This is a genomic window from Gemmatimonas sp. (genome assembly GCF_027531815.1).
GTDB lineage: Bacteria > Gemmatimonadota > Gemmatimonadetes > Gemmatimonadales > Gemmatimonadaceae > Gemmatimonas.
In genome coordinates, this window is record NZ_JAPZSK010000002.1 from 55,211 (window position 1) to 70,765 (window position 15,555).

Sequence of the window (15,555 nt, forward strand, 5' to 3'; positions counted from 1 at the left end):
TCAGCGCACCGCGTGCCGCAGATGCAGCAGCTGCACCACCTGCTTTACGGCCCCGCTCTCGTAGGGCGTGTGCGAGCGGTGCACCAACTCGAGGCCCACGGCCGGCAGCTGTTCGAGGAACGCCGGTAGGGCGAGGCGCCCGGGGTCGGCAATGATCGCCTCGCCCTGTGGGGCGAGGGCGCGCGCCACGCAGGCGCCCACCAGCGAGGCGTACTCCTTCTCGTACAACACGTCGGCCGCGATGACCACGTCGAACGTGCCGAGGTCGTCGGGCCAGGCACGCCAGTTTACCAGCCGCGCCTGCGGCTCCCGACCGAGATTGCGCGCGGCATTGCCCCGCGCCATGTGGATGGCGTCCTCGTAGTAATCGGTGGCCGTGACCGAGAAGCCGGCGGCCATGGCTGCCGTGGTGTCGAGGCCCAGACCGCACCCCAACTCCAGCAGCGTGCGCCCCTCTCCGTGCATGGTCAGCAGGGCGCCCGCCAGCACGCGCGCCGATGGCCAGAGGTCGGCCCAGTACGGGAGCCGCTCATCCATGACGTAGTCGGCTTCGCTGATCAGGTGATCGGCGTTGGCCGGTTTGAACAGGGTGAAGGTCCGGGCCAGCGCACCCGATCCCACGGGCACCGTCTCGAAGTCCGTCGTCCACTTCTGCGTGAAGGCTGCGTCGAGCGCCGCGCCGTGCAGAGCGCGCAGGGGACTTGCGGTGTCGCTCACGACCCGGTGTGCGGCAGAGCCGCGGCCATGGGCAGCAGCGGGGGGGCGTCGGGAAGCAGGATGGCGTGCATCATGGCGCCGGCATCCACGCGTGTCATCACCTCGGGCACCTCCAGCAACGCGTCGGCGAGCGCCATGGTGCGCAACAGATTCGAACCCTGCGCCCCCGACAGCCGGGCCTCCAGCAGCCCATCGCTGCCAACGCCGAGCGTCACGCGCAGAAAGTAGCGCAGCGCGGCCGGCGTGTCGGCGCTGTCCATCATGCGCACCGGGATACGTGCGTGGTGTACGCCGGCGTGCCCACCCAGCGCCCGAATGAGCGGCCACGCGAACAGGGCCGCCGTCACCAGCGTCGATACCGGATTGCCCGGCAGCCCCAGCCACGGCACATCGCGCACCATACCGGTGCCAATTGGGCCGCCAGGGCGAATGCGGGCCCGCCAGAACCCTTGGGTGCCCCCCAGCGCCGCGAGTGCATCCCGCGTGTAATCGTGCGCTCCTACCGAGACGCCGCCGGTGGTCACCAGCAGGTCGCATCCGGCGTCGAGCGCACGCGCGAGCGCTGTCGTAAGGGCGTCGAGCGAATCCGAGACCAGCGGGGCCATGGTCACCTGCGCGCCTGCTCCGCGCAGCAGCGCCGGCAGCGCATAACTGCTCGACGATACCAGGCGGTGCCCCGCCAGCACCTCGTCGAAGCGATCGAGCAGCACCAGCTCATCGCCGCTCGACACGATCGTGACCCGCGGCTGCCGAAACACCGGGACCTCGGCGGCGCCAATGGACGCGAGGGCGCCCAGGTGCGCAGCCCGCAACGACGTGCCACGCCCGAACAGCACCGCGTTGGCGGCGATGTCCTCGCCGCGCGGGCGCACATTGCCGCGCCCCTGCACATCGCGATCGCTCGTGATGTGCACCGTGTCTTCACCCCGATCCGAATCCTCGAGGCGAACGACCGCGTCGGCGCCGGGCGGGAGCGGCGCGCCCGTCATGATCCGCACGGCCGTTCCCTGCTGCACCCATGGCAGCGCCGTCGGATCGCTGCCGGCGACGCTGGTGCCGATCACCGGCAGGACACGCGGTGACGCGGCCGTGGCGCCCAGCACATCGGCCCCCTGCACGGCGTAGCCGTCCATGCCGGCATTGTCCCAGGCGGGGAGCGCCAAACGACTCGTGATGTTCTGCGCCAGCACGCGCCCCAACGCATCTGCCAGGCCGACGCGTTCCGTGGAGATGGCACGTCCGGCCACCGGTGCCAGCACGGCCGCCAGCGCGTCGGCAAAGGAGAGTCCCGACGCCGGCCCCATCCCTGCGCCTGCGGTCACGAACCGCTTCCCGCCACGAGTGTGCCGCCCGCGAGCATGGCCGCGAGCAGATCCTGTACGCGCTCCACCTCGCGGGTGGGCACCGTGAAGTTGTTCATCATCATGGAGAAGAGCAGCACCCGCCCGTTGGCGGTGGTTACGTAGCCACTGAGCGCACGCGCCTTGTCGAGCGTGCCGGTCTTGGCGCGCACATTGCCCTCGGCCGGTGTGCCACGCATGCGGCTCCGAATGGTGCCATCCACGCCGGCAATCGGGAGCGCCTGGCGAAAGAGCATGTCGTGCGGCGAGCGGCGCATGGCGTCGAGCACCTTCACAATCGCGCGCGGCGTCACGTAGTCGTGGCGCGAGAGACCGCTGCCATCACGATACGCGGCATCGTTCGCCGTCACCCCCCAGGCGGCCAGCGCGCGTGCGCCAACGGCCTGCGCACTGTCGGCCGACCCGTTGCCCGTCTGCTGCAGGGCCACCGTCCGGAAGAACAGTTCGGCCATCTGGTTCTGCGACGGTTTCTCCATGCGCCGCAGCACGTCGGCAAAGGGCGGCGAGGTGATCACGGCCAGCGTGTCGATGGCCCGCGCCGCGGTGTCGCGCCTGGCCAGCCGCTTCTGCTGCACCGTGATGCCGCGTTCGGCCAGCGACTCGGTGAAGGCCGCCACGAAGGCATCGTTGGGGTGCCGATACGCCACCGTGAATCGCGCGCTGTCGCCAAGCGCGAGCGTCCCCGACACGATCAGCGCCCGTCCGATACTGTCGTACGCCGCCTGCAGGCGCGGCGGGCGGGTGCCGGCGGGGAGCGGTGTGCTGTCGCGTGTCACGGCATCCACCACCACCGACGGATAGCGCCGGGTGGGCGCGGTCTGCACCCGTACCGGAGCACCCACGCGACGACCGGCGTGCACGGTGACGTACAGCTCCCCCTCGTTGTACATCAGCTCGTCGATCGCCGCACTGTAAGCCGCATCGAAATCGTCCCAGGCCCACCCGTAGCCTGTGCTCAGCCCGGGCAGCGCATCACCGACGGGGAGTACGCGTCCGGCAATGCGGCGTACGCCGCGGGCCGAGAGTGCCTCCACGGCCGCGTCGAACGCCGAACTGGCACGACCACCGCGCAGTGCGTCGCTGATGCTCGGATCGCCGCTCCCCTGCAGGTACACATTGCCGTGCCACGTGGAGCCGCGCTGCACGCCGTGCAGCAGCACCGGCGTGCGCCACCGGAAGTCGGGCCCCAGCAGCGTCGTCGCAATCGCGCCGGTCAGCAGCTTCTGGTTGGAGGCCGGCATGAACAACCGGTCGGCATCGTGACTGGCGAGCGTGTCCCCCGACTCGGGGTCGACGATCAGGATGCCCAGGCGGGCGTTGCGCCACATGGGAGCAGCCACGACGGAGTCCACGGTGTAGCGGATCCGGTCGCGCAGGGTGGGGGCCGGCACCGTGGCCACGGGCATCATGTAGGGAGCCACCGGCTCCGGCTGATGCGGCTGGAGCACCGCCTGCGGCGGTCGCGCCTGCGGCGGTCGCGCCGCACAGGCCGTAGTGGCACCGACGCCCAGCGTCACGGCGAGCAGGCGCCGCATCATGCGTCCACCTCGTAGCAGCTGCTCAAGGTGGCATCCTCCGCCAGGTGCACCTTGATCACCCGGGCGGTGGTGTGCGCCAGCGCGGCCTGCACCCGCTCGCAGATGAAGCGCGACAGCAGCTCACCCGTGGGGATCATCTTGCCGTCGGCAAACTCCGGTACATCGAGATTGATGTTGCGATGATCGAACCGGTCGCGCACCTCCCGCTGCAGCACGTGGTCGAGGAAGCCGAGATCCACGAGAAATCCTGTTTCCTCGTCTACCGGACCGGCGACCGTCACATCACACACGTACGTGTGCCCATGGTAGTGCGGGTGGGCACAGGCGCCAAACACCTCGGCGTTCTCCTGGTCGCTCCAGTCGGGGCGACGGTACCGATGGGCGGCGGCGAAGGTCACGCGACGGGTGAGCGACGTGCGGGGCATGCCAAACTACCGGAACAGGGGGAACGTGACACCGGCCGTGAGCGCCCAATTGGCACGCCAGGCTTCGCGTCGGCGGGTGTCGGTGAGAATGCTCGTGGTGTCGGCCGCCTTCACGAAGTAGCGGTCGGGATACTGGTACTGCCAGAGGTAGTTCACGGCATCGATGCGCAGCTGCGGTCCGCGGCGGGGCAGGTACCGCAGGCTGAAGCCGTAGTTGAAGGCGAACTTGGTGCCGAACTGGTAGCCGCCCGTATCGGCGCGGGCGAAGTCGCTGGCCAGTCCCGCGCCCACGTTCACCGACGGCATCAGATGCCGCCACGTCTTGCGTCCCGTGAGCGACACGTCGAGCCCCGCATCGACCAGGTGCGTCGTGGCCCCCGGCGTGGCGATCACGCGCGTGGCGCGCGGGTTGCCGGGTGCCAACACGTTCCGTTCACTCGGCGAGAGCACGTAGCGCGCAAAGAGCGAGGCCGGACCGCCCACGCCGATGTCGTAGCGCAGGCCGGCCAGCCAGCTCGCCACCGGCGCCACGTCGGCCAGATCGCGCTTCACGGCCAGCCAGCCACCCAGCACCGTCGCCGACTGGCCGATCTTGAAGTCTTCATAGGGGCTCTTGTCGGGCAGGTATCCCACCTGCGCCCTCCCCGCGACGGGCAGCATGAAGGCGAGGGCGGCCGCCAGTGCCGCACCGGAACGAAAAGGAAGAACACGCATGGAGCGCATCAGGACGGAGAATCGGAAGGACGGACGCGAAGATCGCGCCCGGTGATGTCGGAAGGCAGGGGAAGCCCGAGCAGCGCCAGCGCCGTGGGCCCCACGTCGCACAGCGCGCCGCCGCTGCGCAGCGGCGCGGTCTCGTCGGGATCGAGGATGACCAGAGGGACCGGATTGGTGGTGTGTGCCGTGTGCGGCTGGTGCGTGTCCGGATCGATCATGAGATCGGCGTTGCCATGATCGGCCGTGATGATGAGCCGCGCGCCACCGGCGGCCGCGGCCTCCAACACCCGACCAAGGCAGGCATCCACGGCTTCCGCGGCCTTGATGGCGGCAGCGAGCGACCCGGTGTGCCCCACCATATCCGTGTTGGCGAAGTTGCACAGCATGAAGTCATGCGTGCGGTGTGCCAGCGCATCACAGAGCACGTCGCACACCGCCCCGGCACTCATCTCCGGCTGCAGGTCGTACGTGGCCACTTTGGGACTCGGCACCACCCGCCGGTCTTCGCCGGGGAGCGGCTGCTCGTGGCCGCCGTTGAAGAAGAACGTCACGTGCGGGTACTTCTCCGTCTCCGCCGTGCGCAGCTGCGTCAGCCCCGCCTTGGCAATCACTTCGCCCACCAGGTTGTTCATCGATTGGGGGCCGAACGCCACCGGAAACGGAAACGTATCGTCGTACTGCGTCATCGTGACGATCTGCACCAGCGGGCGAGACCCCGTGTCGAACCCGTCGAAGTCGGGAAACGCGAGCGCGCGCATGGGCTGGCGCATGCGGTCGCTGCGGAAATTGAAGCTCACGACGGCATCGCCATCCACCATCGGAGCCAGCGCGGCACCGTCCGGCCCCGGCATGACCCACGGCTTCACGAACTCGTCGTGCACCCCCGCCGCATACGAGCGCTCGAGGGCGGCCAGCGCGTCCGGCTCCACCGGGGCCTGGCCACGCACCGCCGCGTCGTACCAGAGCTGCGTGCGCTCCCACCGGTTGTCGCGGTCCATGCCGTAGTAGCGACCGCACACACTGGCCAGCTGCGCCTTGCCCGCGATCGTGGCGAGCGTCTCACGCAGGAAGCCCAGGGCGCTCTGCGGCGGGGTATCGCGTCCGTCGAGCAGGGCGTGCAGCACCACGCGCGGCACCTGCTGCTGCACCGCCAGCTCCACGAGCGCATACAGGTGCGCCTGGAACGCATGCACGCCGCCGTCGCCCAGCAGGCCCAGCAGATGCAGGGTGCCGTGGTTGAAGCGCACATGCGCGCACGCCTGGAGCAGCGCGGGATTCTCGAAGAAGCGGCCGGTGTCGATGGCGCTGCCGATGCGCACCAGATCCTGCATGACCACGCGCCCGGCCCCGAGGTTGAGGTGCCCCACTTCACTGTTGCCCATCTGTCCTTCGGGCAACCCCACCGCCGTTCCCGATGCGGTGAGCAGCGTGCGGGACCCGTGCGACCAGATACGGTCCCAGTTGGGCGTGTCGGCGAGGCAGATCGCGTTCGCCTCACACTCTTCGCGGTACCCCCACCCATCCAAAATGATGAGCGCCACCGCGCGATCTACGCGTGCAGGCATCGGTCTCCGGGATATGCTTCAGGATGACCGCTCAGGCCGCATGCCGGCCGTGGCGGAACGTATGTGGGGCATCGGGGGCCACCGCGCGGGCGGTGGGGTCAGCCGGTGGAATCTAAACCTTGCCGTATCATGCGTGTTCGTCGTCGGACGCTGGTGTTGGTCCTGTCATTGGTGGCGTTGCTCCTCGTGGATGGTTTGCTGCTGCGGCGGCGCGCGCGCTACCGGGAGGAGACGGCGCGGTTGCGGGCCGGTATGTCCGAACTCGAGCAGAAGCGGGCCGACGCCATCATGGCGGCGAATGTCGACAAGGCCACCCTCATGCTCGAACTCATGCGGCGGCAGGCCCGGGGCGACGCCGCTCTCCACCTCGCGGTGAACACCGATTCGGGGTACGTGGCCCTCGACCGGGGGGGCGCACGGCTGCGCACGATGCCCGCCCGCATCGGCCCCGAGCGGCGGGTTGGAAGCGGCGCCGATACGGCGCACGTGGTCATTCCCCGGGGGGTACGCAGCATCGAGCGCCTGCTCGGCGCGTCCGACGCGTGGCCGCTCCCCGACTGGCTCTGGGCCGACCGCGGCCTGCCCCCCGTGGCCAAGCATGCGACGCCTGGGTGGACTGGGACGCACGCGATCGTGACCACAGGGGGAACCCTGCTGTACGCCGTGCCCGGCAGCGGCCCGCTCGCCGACAGCAGTTATGTGATGCCCGGCTCCGTGCGCCTCGACGCCGGCGACTTGCGGGCCATACGCGAGAACCTCACCCCGGGTACCCGGGTGTACTTCTACTGACATGACCCTGCACGCGGTACCCCCGGCGCCCGGCAAGGCCCGGTCACGCGCGCCGCGACGTGGCTGGCGCGGCGCGCCCCTCTGGCTCCTGGCGCTCACCATCCTGGCACTCGGGTTCACCGGCTGGCTGACCGTGGTCACCTTGCGCGCGCGCTTCGAGCGCGACGTGGCGCGGCTGGTGTTCAATGACAATTCCGAGGCGCTCGAACAGATCACCCTGCAGGCCGGCCTCGGCGCCGACAGCCTGCGCGCCGAGCTGGCCGCCACCCCCCAGGCGCCGGCGGACTCCTCGTACATCGTGGTGTCCATCACCGACCGCCGCCTGTGGTACAAGCGCGGCGACAGCGTGCTCTTCACGGCGCCCGTGGCGACCGGCTCGGGGAAGCAGCTGGTCGTGAAGGGCGGCGCCAAGGTCCTGCGCTTCGAAACGCCCCGCGGCCGGCTGGCGGTGCAGCGTCGGGACTCCGCGCCCGCATGGATTCCGCCCGACTGGCACTATCAGGAACAGGCCAACAAGCGACGGCTCGGCCTCACCCAGCTGGTGCGCGGCAAGCCTCTGCCATTACGCGACGGCGGGCAGATCACCGTGAAAGGGAACGATGTCGTGCGCGTGACCCCCGATGGCGCGGTCCGGCCGCTGGCGGCCACGGACGGCCGGGAGATCGTGGCCGATGGCACGATTATCATTCCGCCATTCGGAACAAATCAGCGCAAGTATCCAGACGTGCTCGGCAGCTACCGACTCTATCTGGGGGATGGCTACGCCCTGCACGGCACCAACAACCCGGCGTCGGTGGGGCAGGCGGTGAGCCACGGATGCGTGCGGCTGCGGAACGAAGACATCGCGGCGCTGTACCACCGCGTGGCCGTTGGCACCCCGGTCTTCATCTACTGAAGTCACACGCACTTACAGATGAGATTCCCATAGGCGTTCATCACCGTCGGGTGAACGTGCGGACCAGGGTCGACTATATTTCCCGAACGGGCGCCGGGTCGTCTGCCGTCAGGCAGCCGTGTCCTTGACCGTGCGCCACTACCAAACTCGTGATTCAGACACCTTCCGACGCCCAGGCGTCTTCAGCCAACTCCGCCGTACCGGTCGGGCGGCGCGCACGTACGCGCCGCCGCGGGGCGGTGGTTGTTGCCCTGTCCGTCGCTGCGCTTGCGGTCGTCGTGCGCCCGACCGGCATGTCGGCCACAACGGTACGGGCCCTGACGCCCGACACCCGTGCGGCCGCGCCGCGCACCGCGTCGCTGCCGGGGCTCGACTCCCTCCGTGGCGTGAGTCGCAAGCTTCGGGCCCGATTTCTCGCCCCGCACCGCGCCGCCACCATCCCGGTCCTGCGCCTGCTCTTCGGGGACTCGGCCGCCACGCGGCCTGGGGTGTACGCCGCCAACGATTCAGCGGGCGCGTTTCATTTCATCACCATGCGCCCCTTCGCCGACAAGGTGCGCGGGCGCATTGGTGCCTATCGCATTGGCTTCTTTCCGGCCGAAAGGCGGGCGCGTGGCGGCAGCTACGGCAATCCCGAGGGCTTCCTGGAAGTCACGGCCGGCAATGCCGATACGCCCATTTCCGAGCATTTCCGCCTGCGCGACTTCCTGACCAAGGATCAGACGAGCGTGTGGCCCAAGTACCTCGTGCTGCGCGAGCCGCTCGTGGACAAGCTCGAGCTGGTCTTGCAGGAGCTGCGCACCATGGGCGTGCACGCGGCCACCTTGCGCGTCATGTCCGGCTTCCGCACGCCGCAGTACAACCAGCAGGGCGTGGGTAGCGGCGGGCGGGCCAACGACAGTCGCCACCAGTACGGGGATGCCGCCGACGTGTACGTCGTGAATGGCGCGCGCGACTGGATGAGCGATCTCAATGCCGACGGCCGTGTCGATACGCGCGACGCGCGCCTGCTGGCCCAGGCCGCCGAGCGGGTGGAGCGCGAGCATCCGGAGCTGGTGGGCGGCATTGGCGTGTACAAGGCCACGAGTGCGCATGGCCCGTTCGTGCACATCGATGTGCGTGGGACCCGCGCGCGGTGGGGGGAGCTGTGATAAGCGCCGGGCAGGGAGGCGCGCCATGATACAGCGTCGTACGGCGCTCGTGCTGAGCGGCCTCATTGCCATCACGGCGGCGGTGCTCTATCAGCCGCCCGGTGAGCTCTTTGCCGACTCGTCCGCCGAGAGCTTCCGCCGTGCCGTGCCCCGCGTGGACGTGGGCGCCGCGGCCCGGGGGGCCAGTGGCGAAATCAAGATGCATTTCGTGCGCGCCGGCGAGCGGGTTGCGCTGCCGCTCGAGATCCGCGGGGCGTCGGGGTCGCTCGGGTTCCGGTATCAGTGGGTGGCCGTCGGCAGCGGCGAGTCGGGTGACGTCGTGCGTCCCCTCGAGGGCGACACGCTGCTCGCTCCGCTCACCCCCGGGTTTTACGAGCTCGAGGTCACGCGCCACGGCGTTACGCAACGTCTTGAGGAGCCGCGGCTGGCGGTGATGGTGCCCTTCGAACTCAAGCTGGGGAGCACCCTCAACGGCTACCAGATCGGACGCTACCCCGCCGAGTGGTCGCGCGATGACGCGGCGGAAAAGCCGCTGGGCTTCGCCGAAGTGCACGAGGAACACCTCGACCTGCCGCTCACCAAGCACCTGCGCGTGCGCGACTTCATCACCCACGACCGGCAGACCATGTGGCCGAAGTACGTGGCCGTCGATCCGCGCGTGCTCGACAAGATCGAGCTGGTGCTGCGCGAATTGGCCCGCCGTCGCGGCGAGGAGAGTGCCTCGTTCATGCTGGAAGTGCACAGCGGCTTCCGCACGCCGCTGCACAACGCCGGGGTGGAAGGCTCCGCGCGCGACTCGCGCCACCTGTATGGAGACGCCGCCGATGTGGCCATTGATGCCGACGGCGACGGGCAGCTCACCCTGTTCGATGCGTACCGGGTGGAGCAGGCGGTGGATTGGGTCGAACGGGCGCACCCCGAGCTCGCCGGCGGCCTGGGCGTCTACAGCAGTCGCCGGTATGCCACGCCCTACTGCCACATCGACGCGCGCGGCGAACGGAAACGTTGGCGTGGATGACCACGTAGGGCACGCCACACGGCACGCCACGAGGAGCCCATGAATCCGTACGTTCGCGATCGCATCAATCGCAAGCTCGAGACCCTGTCCGATGAGCGCCTGTATCAGGTGCTCGATTACGTGGAGTTTCTCGAGTCGAAGTACGCGGAGAAGCCCGCCGCGGTCACCAACGTATTCCAGAAATTCACCGACGGCGTGGAAGACACGTTGCGTGCCGGCGGACTCGCGGCCAGTACCGTGACCGAGGCCGTCGGATTCCTCAACAAGGCCATGGGCGTGCTCAACAACGTGGCGCAGACCACGAAAACGGTCGCCACCGACGTGGTCTCCACCGCGCGCACGGTCGCCGATCAGATCGGGGCACCGCCGCCCCCCGGCACCACGACCGGGGCGGCCGCCGCGCCGCCTGCGCCCCCCACTCCAGCGCCCCCCACGTCATGAGCGACTTGCGCGGTCCGCGCACCGGCATGAAGCGCTCCGTCATGCGCGTCGTGCGGCAGATCCCCTCGTATCTTCGGCTGCTGGTCGGGCTGGTGGGGGATCGTCGCGTATCGCGTCTCGACCGCTTCTTCGTCGTCGCGGCACTCGCGTACATCGTGTCGCCGCTCGACTTCATCCCCGACGTGATCCCGTTTCTGGGGCAGGTCGACGACGTCTTCCTGCTCATGACGGCCCTGCAGCGCATGGTGGAGCACGCCGGCCGCGGGGTGCTGCGTGACCATTGGCGGGGCGCACCGGAAGAGCTCGACGATCTCGATGTGGTCCGGGTGCTGCAGGCCGCGGCATTCTTCCTGCCCGTGGGGATGCGCCGGCGGTTGCGGCGCGTGGTCGGCCGCCGCTGACGTCCGGCCGCTGACGCCAGGCCGCTGACGCCAGGCCGCTTTCGGTACGCCGGACGAGACTGGAATCGCCCTCTCCGCCGCTGTAGTTTTGGAGATGGCACCCTCAACTCGCTCCGCTCGTGTTCGCGACGACGTCGCGCTGACCTTCGATGACGTCCTCCTCGCCCCCCGGCACTCGCTCACGCATCCGCGTGAGGTGAGTCTCGTGTCCCGCTTCACGCGAGGCATCGCGCTCAATGTGCCGCTGGTGTCAGCGGCCATGGATACGGTCACCGAAAGCGAAATGGCGATCGCCATGGCCCGCTACGGTGCGATCGGCGTGCTGCACAAGAACATGTCGGTCGACCGGCAGGCGGCCGAGGTCGATCGCGTCAAGCGCAGCGAGAGCGGGATGATCCTCAACCCGATCACGCTCTCCCCCACGGCGTCGCTCCGTGAGGCCGTGGCGCTCATGATGCGCTTCAAGATCTCGGGGGTGCCCATCGTCGATGGATCGGGCAAGCTGGTGGGTATTCTCACCAACCGCGACCTGCAGTTCGAGCGCGATCTCGACCGTCCGCTCGCCGAGGTCATGACCAGCGAGGACCTGGTGACGGCGCCCATGGGGACCGGGCTCGATGAGGCCGAAAAGATTCTGGCCCGTCACCGCATCGAGAAGCTGCCGGTCACCGACGCGCACGGCAACCTGAAGGGGCTGATTACCGTCAAGGACATCCACAAGCGCCGCCAGTACCCCGATGCCAACAAGGATCAGTACGGGCGGCTTCGTGTAGCGGCGGCCATCGGGGCGGGCGGGGATTACCTCGACCGGGCCCGGGCGCTCATCCAGGCGGGCGTGGATGTGCTCATCATCGATACGGCCCACGGGCACAGCGAAGGGGTGCTGCAGGCCACGGCGCGAGTTCGCGAGGCCTTCCCCGATGTGCAGCTCGTTGCGGGCAACGTGGCCACGAAGGCCGGGGCGGCGGCGCTGGTGGATCGTGGCGTGGACGCCGTGAAGGTGGGCGTTGGCCCCGGCTCCATCTGTACCACCCGCGTGGTCACCGGGGTGGGCGTACCGCAAATCGCCGCCATCATGGATGCCGTCGAAGGGGCCGGTGACGTCCCGGTCATTGCCGATGGCGGCATCAAGTACTCGGGGGACATCGTCAAGGCGCTGGCCGCCGGCGCCTCGAGCGTCATGATGGGCAGCATGCTCGCCGGTACCGAGGAAAGCCCGGGGGAATCGTTCCTCCTCGAGGGGCGCCGCTTCAAGATGATTCGCGGCATGGGGTCGCTCTCCGCGATGCAGGATGGCTCCGCCGACCGTTACTTCCAGGATGGGGAAATGTCCCCCAAGAAGTTGGTCCCGGAGGGGATCGAGGGGCGCGTCCCCTACAAGGGCCCGGTAGGCGACGTGCTCTTCCAGATGATCGGGGGGCTGCGCAGCGGGATGGGCTACGTCGGGTGCGGCACCATCGAGGCGTTGCGTACGGAGGCGGAGTTCGTGCGCATCACCACGGCGGGGCTCCGGGAATCGCATCCGCACGATGTGACGATCACGCGAGAGGCGCCGAACTACTCGCTGTAACCGGCACCCGGTACCCGAAACCCATACTCACGACCCGGAACTGATCAGTTCCGGGTTTTGAGTTTGGGTGATGGGTTTCGGGCGCGAGTTCAACCCCACCAGCTCCCTGTACGTAGCCCGGGGGCAACCCAAGTCGCACGCCCTACTGTCCTAATGGCGCGCGCGCATCCACATTTGGCGCCGTACTGTCCCGCCGCACGTTCACCCGCGGCGGGACGGGATGCAGCCGATCCTCCGCGGGCCACCCCACCTCCCTCCCGGCCCGTTCCACCCAGACCACACCGCTGATGGGCATCTGGTCCAAGAAATCGATCACGGCGCTCCGCGCCGAGGCCGCCAGCTCGGAGGGCGGCCTCAAGCGCACGCTCGGCGCGCTCAACCTCACCATGCTTGGGATCGGTGCCATCATCGGCGCCGGCATCTTCGTGCTCACCGGAACGGCGGCGGCCAACTTCGCCGGCCCCGGTGTGTCGCTCTCCTTCGTGCTCGCCGGCCTGGCCTGCCTCTTCGCCGGCCTGTGCTACGCCGAGTTCGCGTCGATGATTCCCATCGCCGGTTCCGCGTACACCTACAGCTACGCCACCATGGGTGAAGGCGTGGCGTGGTTCATCGGCTGGAATCTGGTCCTCGAGTACCTGTTTGCCGCCGCCACGGTGTCGGTGGGGTGGTCGGGCTACTTCAGCGCCATGCTGAACGAAGTGGGCGTGCACATCCCGGCCGCCTTCGCCTCGGCACCGCTCACGGTGGTCAACGGGCATGAAGTCGTTCGCGCCTTCACCTGCGTCGACGGCACCGGCGCCACCCTGATGGACGCGACCACCTCGGCTGCCTTCGTGGTGCGTGAAGCGTGCACCGCGGCCGGCGGCACACCGGTCGAAGGGCTCATCAACCTTCCGGCCGTGCTGCTCATCCTCGCCCTCACGTTCCTGCTGGTGCGTGGCGTGCAGGAATCGGCGACGTTCAACAACATCGTCGTGGCCATCAAGATGGTCATCGTGCTGCTCGTCATCGGCTTCGGCTTCATGTACGTGAACACCGACAACTGGTCGCCGTTCATTCCGGAGATGGTCACCAACCCCGATGGCAGCACGAAGTACGGCATGTCCGGTGTGCTGCGCGCCGCACCGGTGGTGTTCTTCTCCTACATCGGCTTCGACGCCGTCTCCACCGCCGCGCAGGAAGCCAAGAACCCGCAGCGCGACCTGCCCATCGGCATGATCGCGTCGCTGCTCATCTGCACGGTGCTGTACATCCTCATGTCGCTGGTCATGACCGGTCTGGCGCCCTACACGGCGCTGGGCGTGCCGCACCCGGTCTCGGCCGCGCTCGAAGCCGTGCCGCAGCTCAAGTGGCTCGAGTACCTCGTGAACATCGGCGCCGTGGCCGGTCTGTCGTCGGTCGTGCTGGTCATGCTCATGGGGCAGCCGCGCATCTTCTACACCATGTCGCGCGACGGTCTGCTCCCCAAGATCTTTGCCAAGGTGCATCCGGTGTACCAGACGCCGGCCGCCTCCACCTGGATCGTGGGCATCATCGCCATCGTCATCGCCGGCTTCTTCCCCCTCGGCCTGCTCGGTGAGCTGGTGTCGGGTGGCACGCTCGCGGCATTCGCCACGGTGTGCATTGGCGTGTGGGTGCTGCGCGCGCGTTCCCCCGAACTCGAGCGGCCGTTCAAGACGCCGCTGGTGCCCCTGGTGCCCCTGCTCGGGGCCGGTGCCACGATCTACATGATGCTGCAGCTTCCCGGGCTGACCTGGGCCCTGCTTGGCGCGTGGACCGCGATCGGCATGACCACGTATTTCCTGTACGGCATGCGCAACTCCACGATTGGCAAGCAGGAAGCCGGACAGAAATGACCGACGCTGTGGCCGATGGGCTGCTGAGTGCGTCCGAGGCGCGACAGGCGGCGATCCACGAGTGGTTCGCCGCCCTCCGCCCGGGTTCCACCGTGGCTCTGTCCACGCACATCAATGCCGATGGTGACGGGTGCGGCAGCGAAACCGCGCTGGCGAGATTGCTCGCCCAGCGCGGCATTCGCTGCCGCATCGTCAATCCCACCCCGTGGCCGTCCATGTTCGGCTTCCTGCTCGGTGACGATGTGGAGGAGGCGAGTGCACACGGTGCTGCCGCGCTCGCCGACGTCGATGCCCTGGTCGTGCTCGACATCAACGACGTGCGGCGCCTGGGCCAGCTGGCCGATGCGGTGCGGGCGCTCACGGTGCCCATTTCCGTGATCGACCACCATGTGGCCGGCGACGAACCGGTGGGTACGCTGGCGGTCGCTGACACGACGGCCTGTGCAACTGCCGAGCTGGTGTACGACATCGCCGTGACGCTCGGGCTGGAGATCACCCCAGCCATTGCCCAGTCGCTGTACGCCGCCATCCTCACCGACACCGGCAGCTTTCGCTACAGCAACACCTCGCCGCGCGCGCATGGCATCGCCGCGGCGCTGCTGGCCGCTGGGGTGAATCCGGAAGAGATGTACCGGCGCATCTATGCGCAGGTGAGCCTTGGCCGGTTGCAGCTGTTGCGCGAGGCGCTCGGAACGCTGGTCAGCGAGCCCGATCTTGGCCTTTCGCACATTTCGGTGGATGCCGGGGTCACCGAGCGCTACGACGTGACCAGCGAGGAGCTCGACGGCATCGTGGAGCATCCGCGCAGCATTACGGGCACGCGCATGGCGCTTTTCTTCCGCGACCTGGGCTATGGCAAGGTCAAGGTGAGCTTGCGCAGCACCGGCGATGTCGACGTGCAGCGGTTCGCGCGTCGGTACGGCGGTGGTGGTCACCGCAAGGCGTCGGGAGCCATGATGACCGGGTCGCTCGATCAGGTGCGCACCCAGGTGGTGGCCGAGGCACGCGCGTACCTGCGCGGTGAGCTCACGGACGAGTAGCGGCCGCGCAGTTCCGCCGCCGCCCAGGTGGCTCTAGCTTACGGGATCGCAATTCCGAACCCGTTACTTCC

15 protein-coding genes are annotated in these 15,555 nt (G+C 68.7%); 9 read left to right on the plus strand and 6 right to left on the minus strand.

What is annotated here, in order from left to right; genetic code table 11:
- The 6 genes from O9271_RS01480 to gpmI are packed head-to-tail and all read right to left on the minus strand — an operon-like array spanning position 1 to position 6,323.
- Positions 1-717 (minus strand): methyltransferase domain-containing protein, encoded by a 717-nt coding sequence (locus O9271_RS01480; RefSeq protein ID WP_298265510.1) that lies wholly within the window; start codon positions 715-717, stop codon positions 1-3.
- Positions 714-2,039, minus strand: coding sequence for a gephyrin-like molybdotransferase Glp (glp, locus tag O9271_RS01485; RefSeq protein WP_298265512.1), 1,326 nt, complete (start codon positions 2,037-2,039; stop codon positions 714-716). The genes O9271_RS01480 and glp overlap by 4 nt, the downstream gene beginning before the upstream one ends.
- A complete protein-coding gene (gene dacB, locus O9271_RS01490) occupies positions 2,036-3,616 on the minus strand; it encodes a D-alanyl-D-alanine carboxypeptidase/D-alanyl-D-alanine-endopeptidase (RefSeq protein WP_298265514.1) in 1,581 nt (526 codons plus the stop codon). Before dacB ends, glp begins: the two co-directional genes overlap by 4 nt.
- Positions 3,613-4,041, minus strand: a complete 429-nt coding sequence (locus O9271_RS01495; protein ID WP_291260749.1) for a 6-carboxytetrahydropterin synthase — start codon at positions 4,039-4,041, stop codon at positions 3,613-3,615. The genes dacB and O9271_RS01495 overlap by 4 nt, the downstream gene beginning before the upstream one ends.
- Before the next feature lie 6 nt (positions 4,042-4,047).
- A complete protein-coding gene (locus O9271_RS01500; protein ID WP_298265516.1) occupies positions 4,048-4,755 on the minus strand; it encodes a hypothetical protein in 708 nt (235 codons plus the stop codon).
- An 8-nt stretch (positions 4,756-4,763) separates the two neighbouring features.
- Positions 4,764-6,323, minus strand: a complete 1,560-nt coding sequence (gene gpmI / locus O9271_RS01505) for a 2,3-bisphosphoglycerate-independent phosphoglycerate mutase (RefSeq protein ID WP_298265518.1) — start codon at positions 6,321-6,323, stop codon at positions 4,764-4,766.
- Positions 6,324-6,452: 129 nt separating this feature from the next.
- Here gpmI and O9271_RS01510 point away from each other — a divergent pair, with 129 nt between their 5' ends.
- The 9 genes from O9271_RS01510 to O9271_RS01550 all read left to right on the plus strand — a co-directional run bounded on the left by O9271_RS01510 (position 6,453) and on the right by O9271_RS01550 (position 15,484).
- A complete protein-coding gene (locus O9271_RS01510) occupies positions 6,453-7,112 on the plus strand; it encodes a L,D-transpeptidase (protein WP_298265520.1) in 660 nt (219 codons plus the stop codon).
- Between the two features lies 1 nt (position 7,113).
- Complete coding sequence (locus O9271_RS01515) at positions 7,114-8,007, plus strand: L,D-transpeptidase (RefSeq protein ID WP_298265521.1); 894 nt, start codon at positions 7,114-7,116, stop codon at positions 8,005-8,007.
- Between the two features lie 293 nt (positions 8,008-8,300).
- Positions 8,301-9,158 (plus strand): D-Ala-D-Ala carboxypeptidase family metallohydrolase, encoded by an 858-nt coding sequence (locus O9271_RS01520; RefSeq protein ID WP_298265522.1) that lies wholly within the window; start codon positions 8,301-8,303, stop codon positions 9,156-9,158.
- A gap of 25 nt (positions 9,159-9,183) precedes the next feature.
- Positions 9,184-10,176: a D-Ala-D-Ala carboxypeptidase family metallohydrolase gene (locus tag O9271_RS01525; protein WP_298265524.1), complete on the plus strand. Its 993-nt coding sequence runs from the start codon at positions 9,184-9,186 to the stop codon at positions 10,174-10,176.
- Between the two features lie 39 nt (positions 10,177-10,215).
- Positions 10,216-10,617 carry a hypothetical protein gene (locus O9271_RS01530; protein WP_298265527.1) on the plus strand — a complete coding sequence of 134 codons (402 nt, stop codon included), beginning with the start codon at positions 10,216-10,218 and terminating at the stop codon, positions 10,615-10,617.
- Positions 10,614-11,018: a DUF1232 domain-containing protein gene (locus tag O9271_RS01535; protein ID WP_298265529.1), complete on the plus strand. Its 405-nt coding sequence runs from the start codon at positions 10,614-10,616 to the stop codon at positions 11,016-11,018. Before O9271_RS01530 ends, O9271_RS01535 begins: the two co-directional genes overlap by 4 nt.
- Before the next feature lie 94 nt (positions 11,019-11,112).
- Positions 11,113-12,588 (plus strand): IMP dehydrogenase, encoded by a 1,476-nt coding sequence (gene guaB / locus O9271_RS01540; protein WP_298265531.1) that lies wholly within the window; start codon positions 11,113-11,115, stop codon positions 12,586-12,588.
- Positions 12,589-12,875: 287 nt separating this feature from the next.
- Positions 12,876-14,444, plus strand: coding sequence for an amino acid permease (locus O9271_RS01545; protein ID WP_298265533.1), 1,569 nt, complete (start codon positions 12,876-12,878; stop codon positions 14,442-14,444).
- On the plus strand, positions 14,441-15,484 hold the full coding sequence (locus O9271_RS01550) for a bifunctional oligoribonuclease/PAP phosphatase NrnA (protein WP_298265534.1): 1,044 nt from the start codon (positions 14,441-14,443) through the stop codon (positions 15,482-15,484). Before O9271_RS01545 ends, O9271_RS01550 begins: the two co-directional genes overlap by 4 nt.
- The last annotated feature ends 71 nt before the right edge of the window (positions 15,485-15,555 follow it).

Coding starts and splice junctions, on each gene's coding strand:
- gpmI (WP_298265518.1), bottom strand. CDS start 6,323: ATGCCTGCACGCGTAGATCGCGCGGTGGCGCTCATCATTTTGGATGGG.
- O9271_RS01500 (WP_298265516.1), bottom strand. CDS start 4,755: ATGCGTGTTCTTCCTTTTCGTTCCGGTGCGGCACTGGCGGCCGCCCTC.
- O9271_RS01535 (WP_298265529.1), top strand. CDS start 10,614: ATGAGCGACTTGCGCGGTCCGCGCACCGGCATGAAGCGCTCCGTCATG.
- O9271_RS01525 (WP_298265524.1), top strand. CDS start 9,184: ATGATACAGCGTCGTACGGCGCTCGTGCTGAGCGGCCTCATTGCCATC.
- O9271_RS01545 (WP_298265533.1), top strand. CDS start 12,876: ATGGGCATCTGGTCCAAGAAATCGATCACGGCGCTCCGCGCCGAGGCC.
- O9271_RS01550 (WP_298265534.1), top strand. CDS start 14,441: ATGACCGACGCTGTGGCCGATGGGCTGCTGAGTGCGTCCGAGGCGCGA.
- O9271_RS01495 (WP_291260749.1), bottom strand. CDS start 4,041: ATGCCCCGCACGTCGCTCACCCGTCGCGTGACCTTCGCCGCCGCCCAT.
- O9271_RS01515 (WP_298265521.1), top strand. CDS start 7,114: ATGACCCTGCACGCGGTACCCCCGGCGCCCGGCAAGGCCCGGTCACGC.
- guaB (WP_298265531.1), top strand. CDS start 11,113: ATGGCACCCTCAACTCGCTCCGCTCGTGTTCGCGACGACGTCGCGCTG.
- O9271_RS01520 (WP_298265522.1), top strand. CDS start 8,301: ATGTCGGCCACAACGGTACGGGCCCTGACGCCCGACACCCGTGCGGCC.
- O9271_RS01510 (WP_298265520.1), top strand. CDS start 6,453: ATGCGTGTTCGTCGTCGGACGCTGGTGTTGGTCCTGTCATTGGTGGCG.
- dacB (WP_298265514.1), bottom strand. CDS start 3,616: ATGATGCGGCGCCTGCTCGCCGTGACGCTGGGCGTCGGTGCCACTACG.
- O9271_RS01530 (WP_298265527.1), top strand. CDS start 10,216: ATGAATCCGTACGTTCGCGATCGCATCAATCGCAAGCTCGAGACCCTG.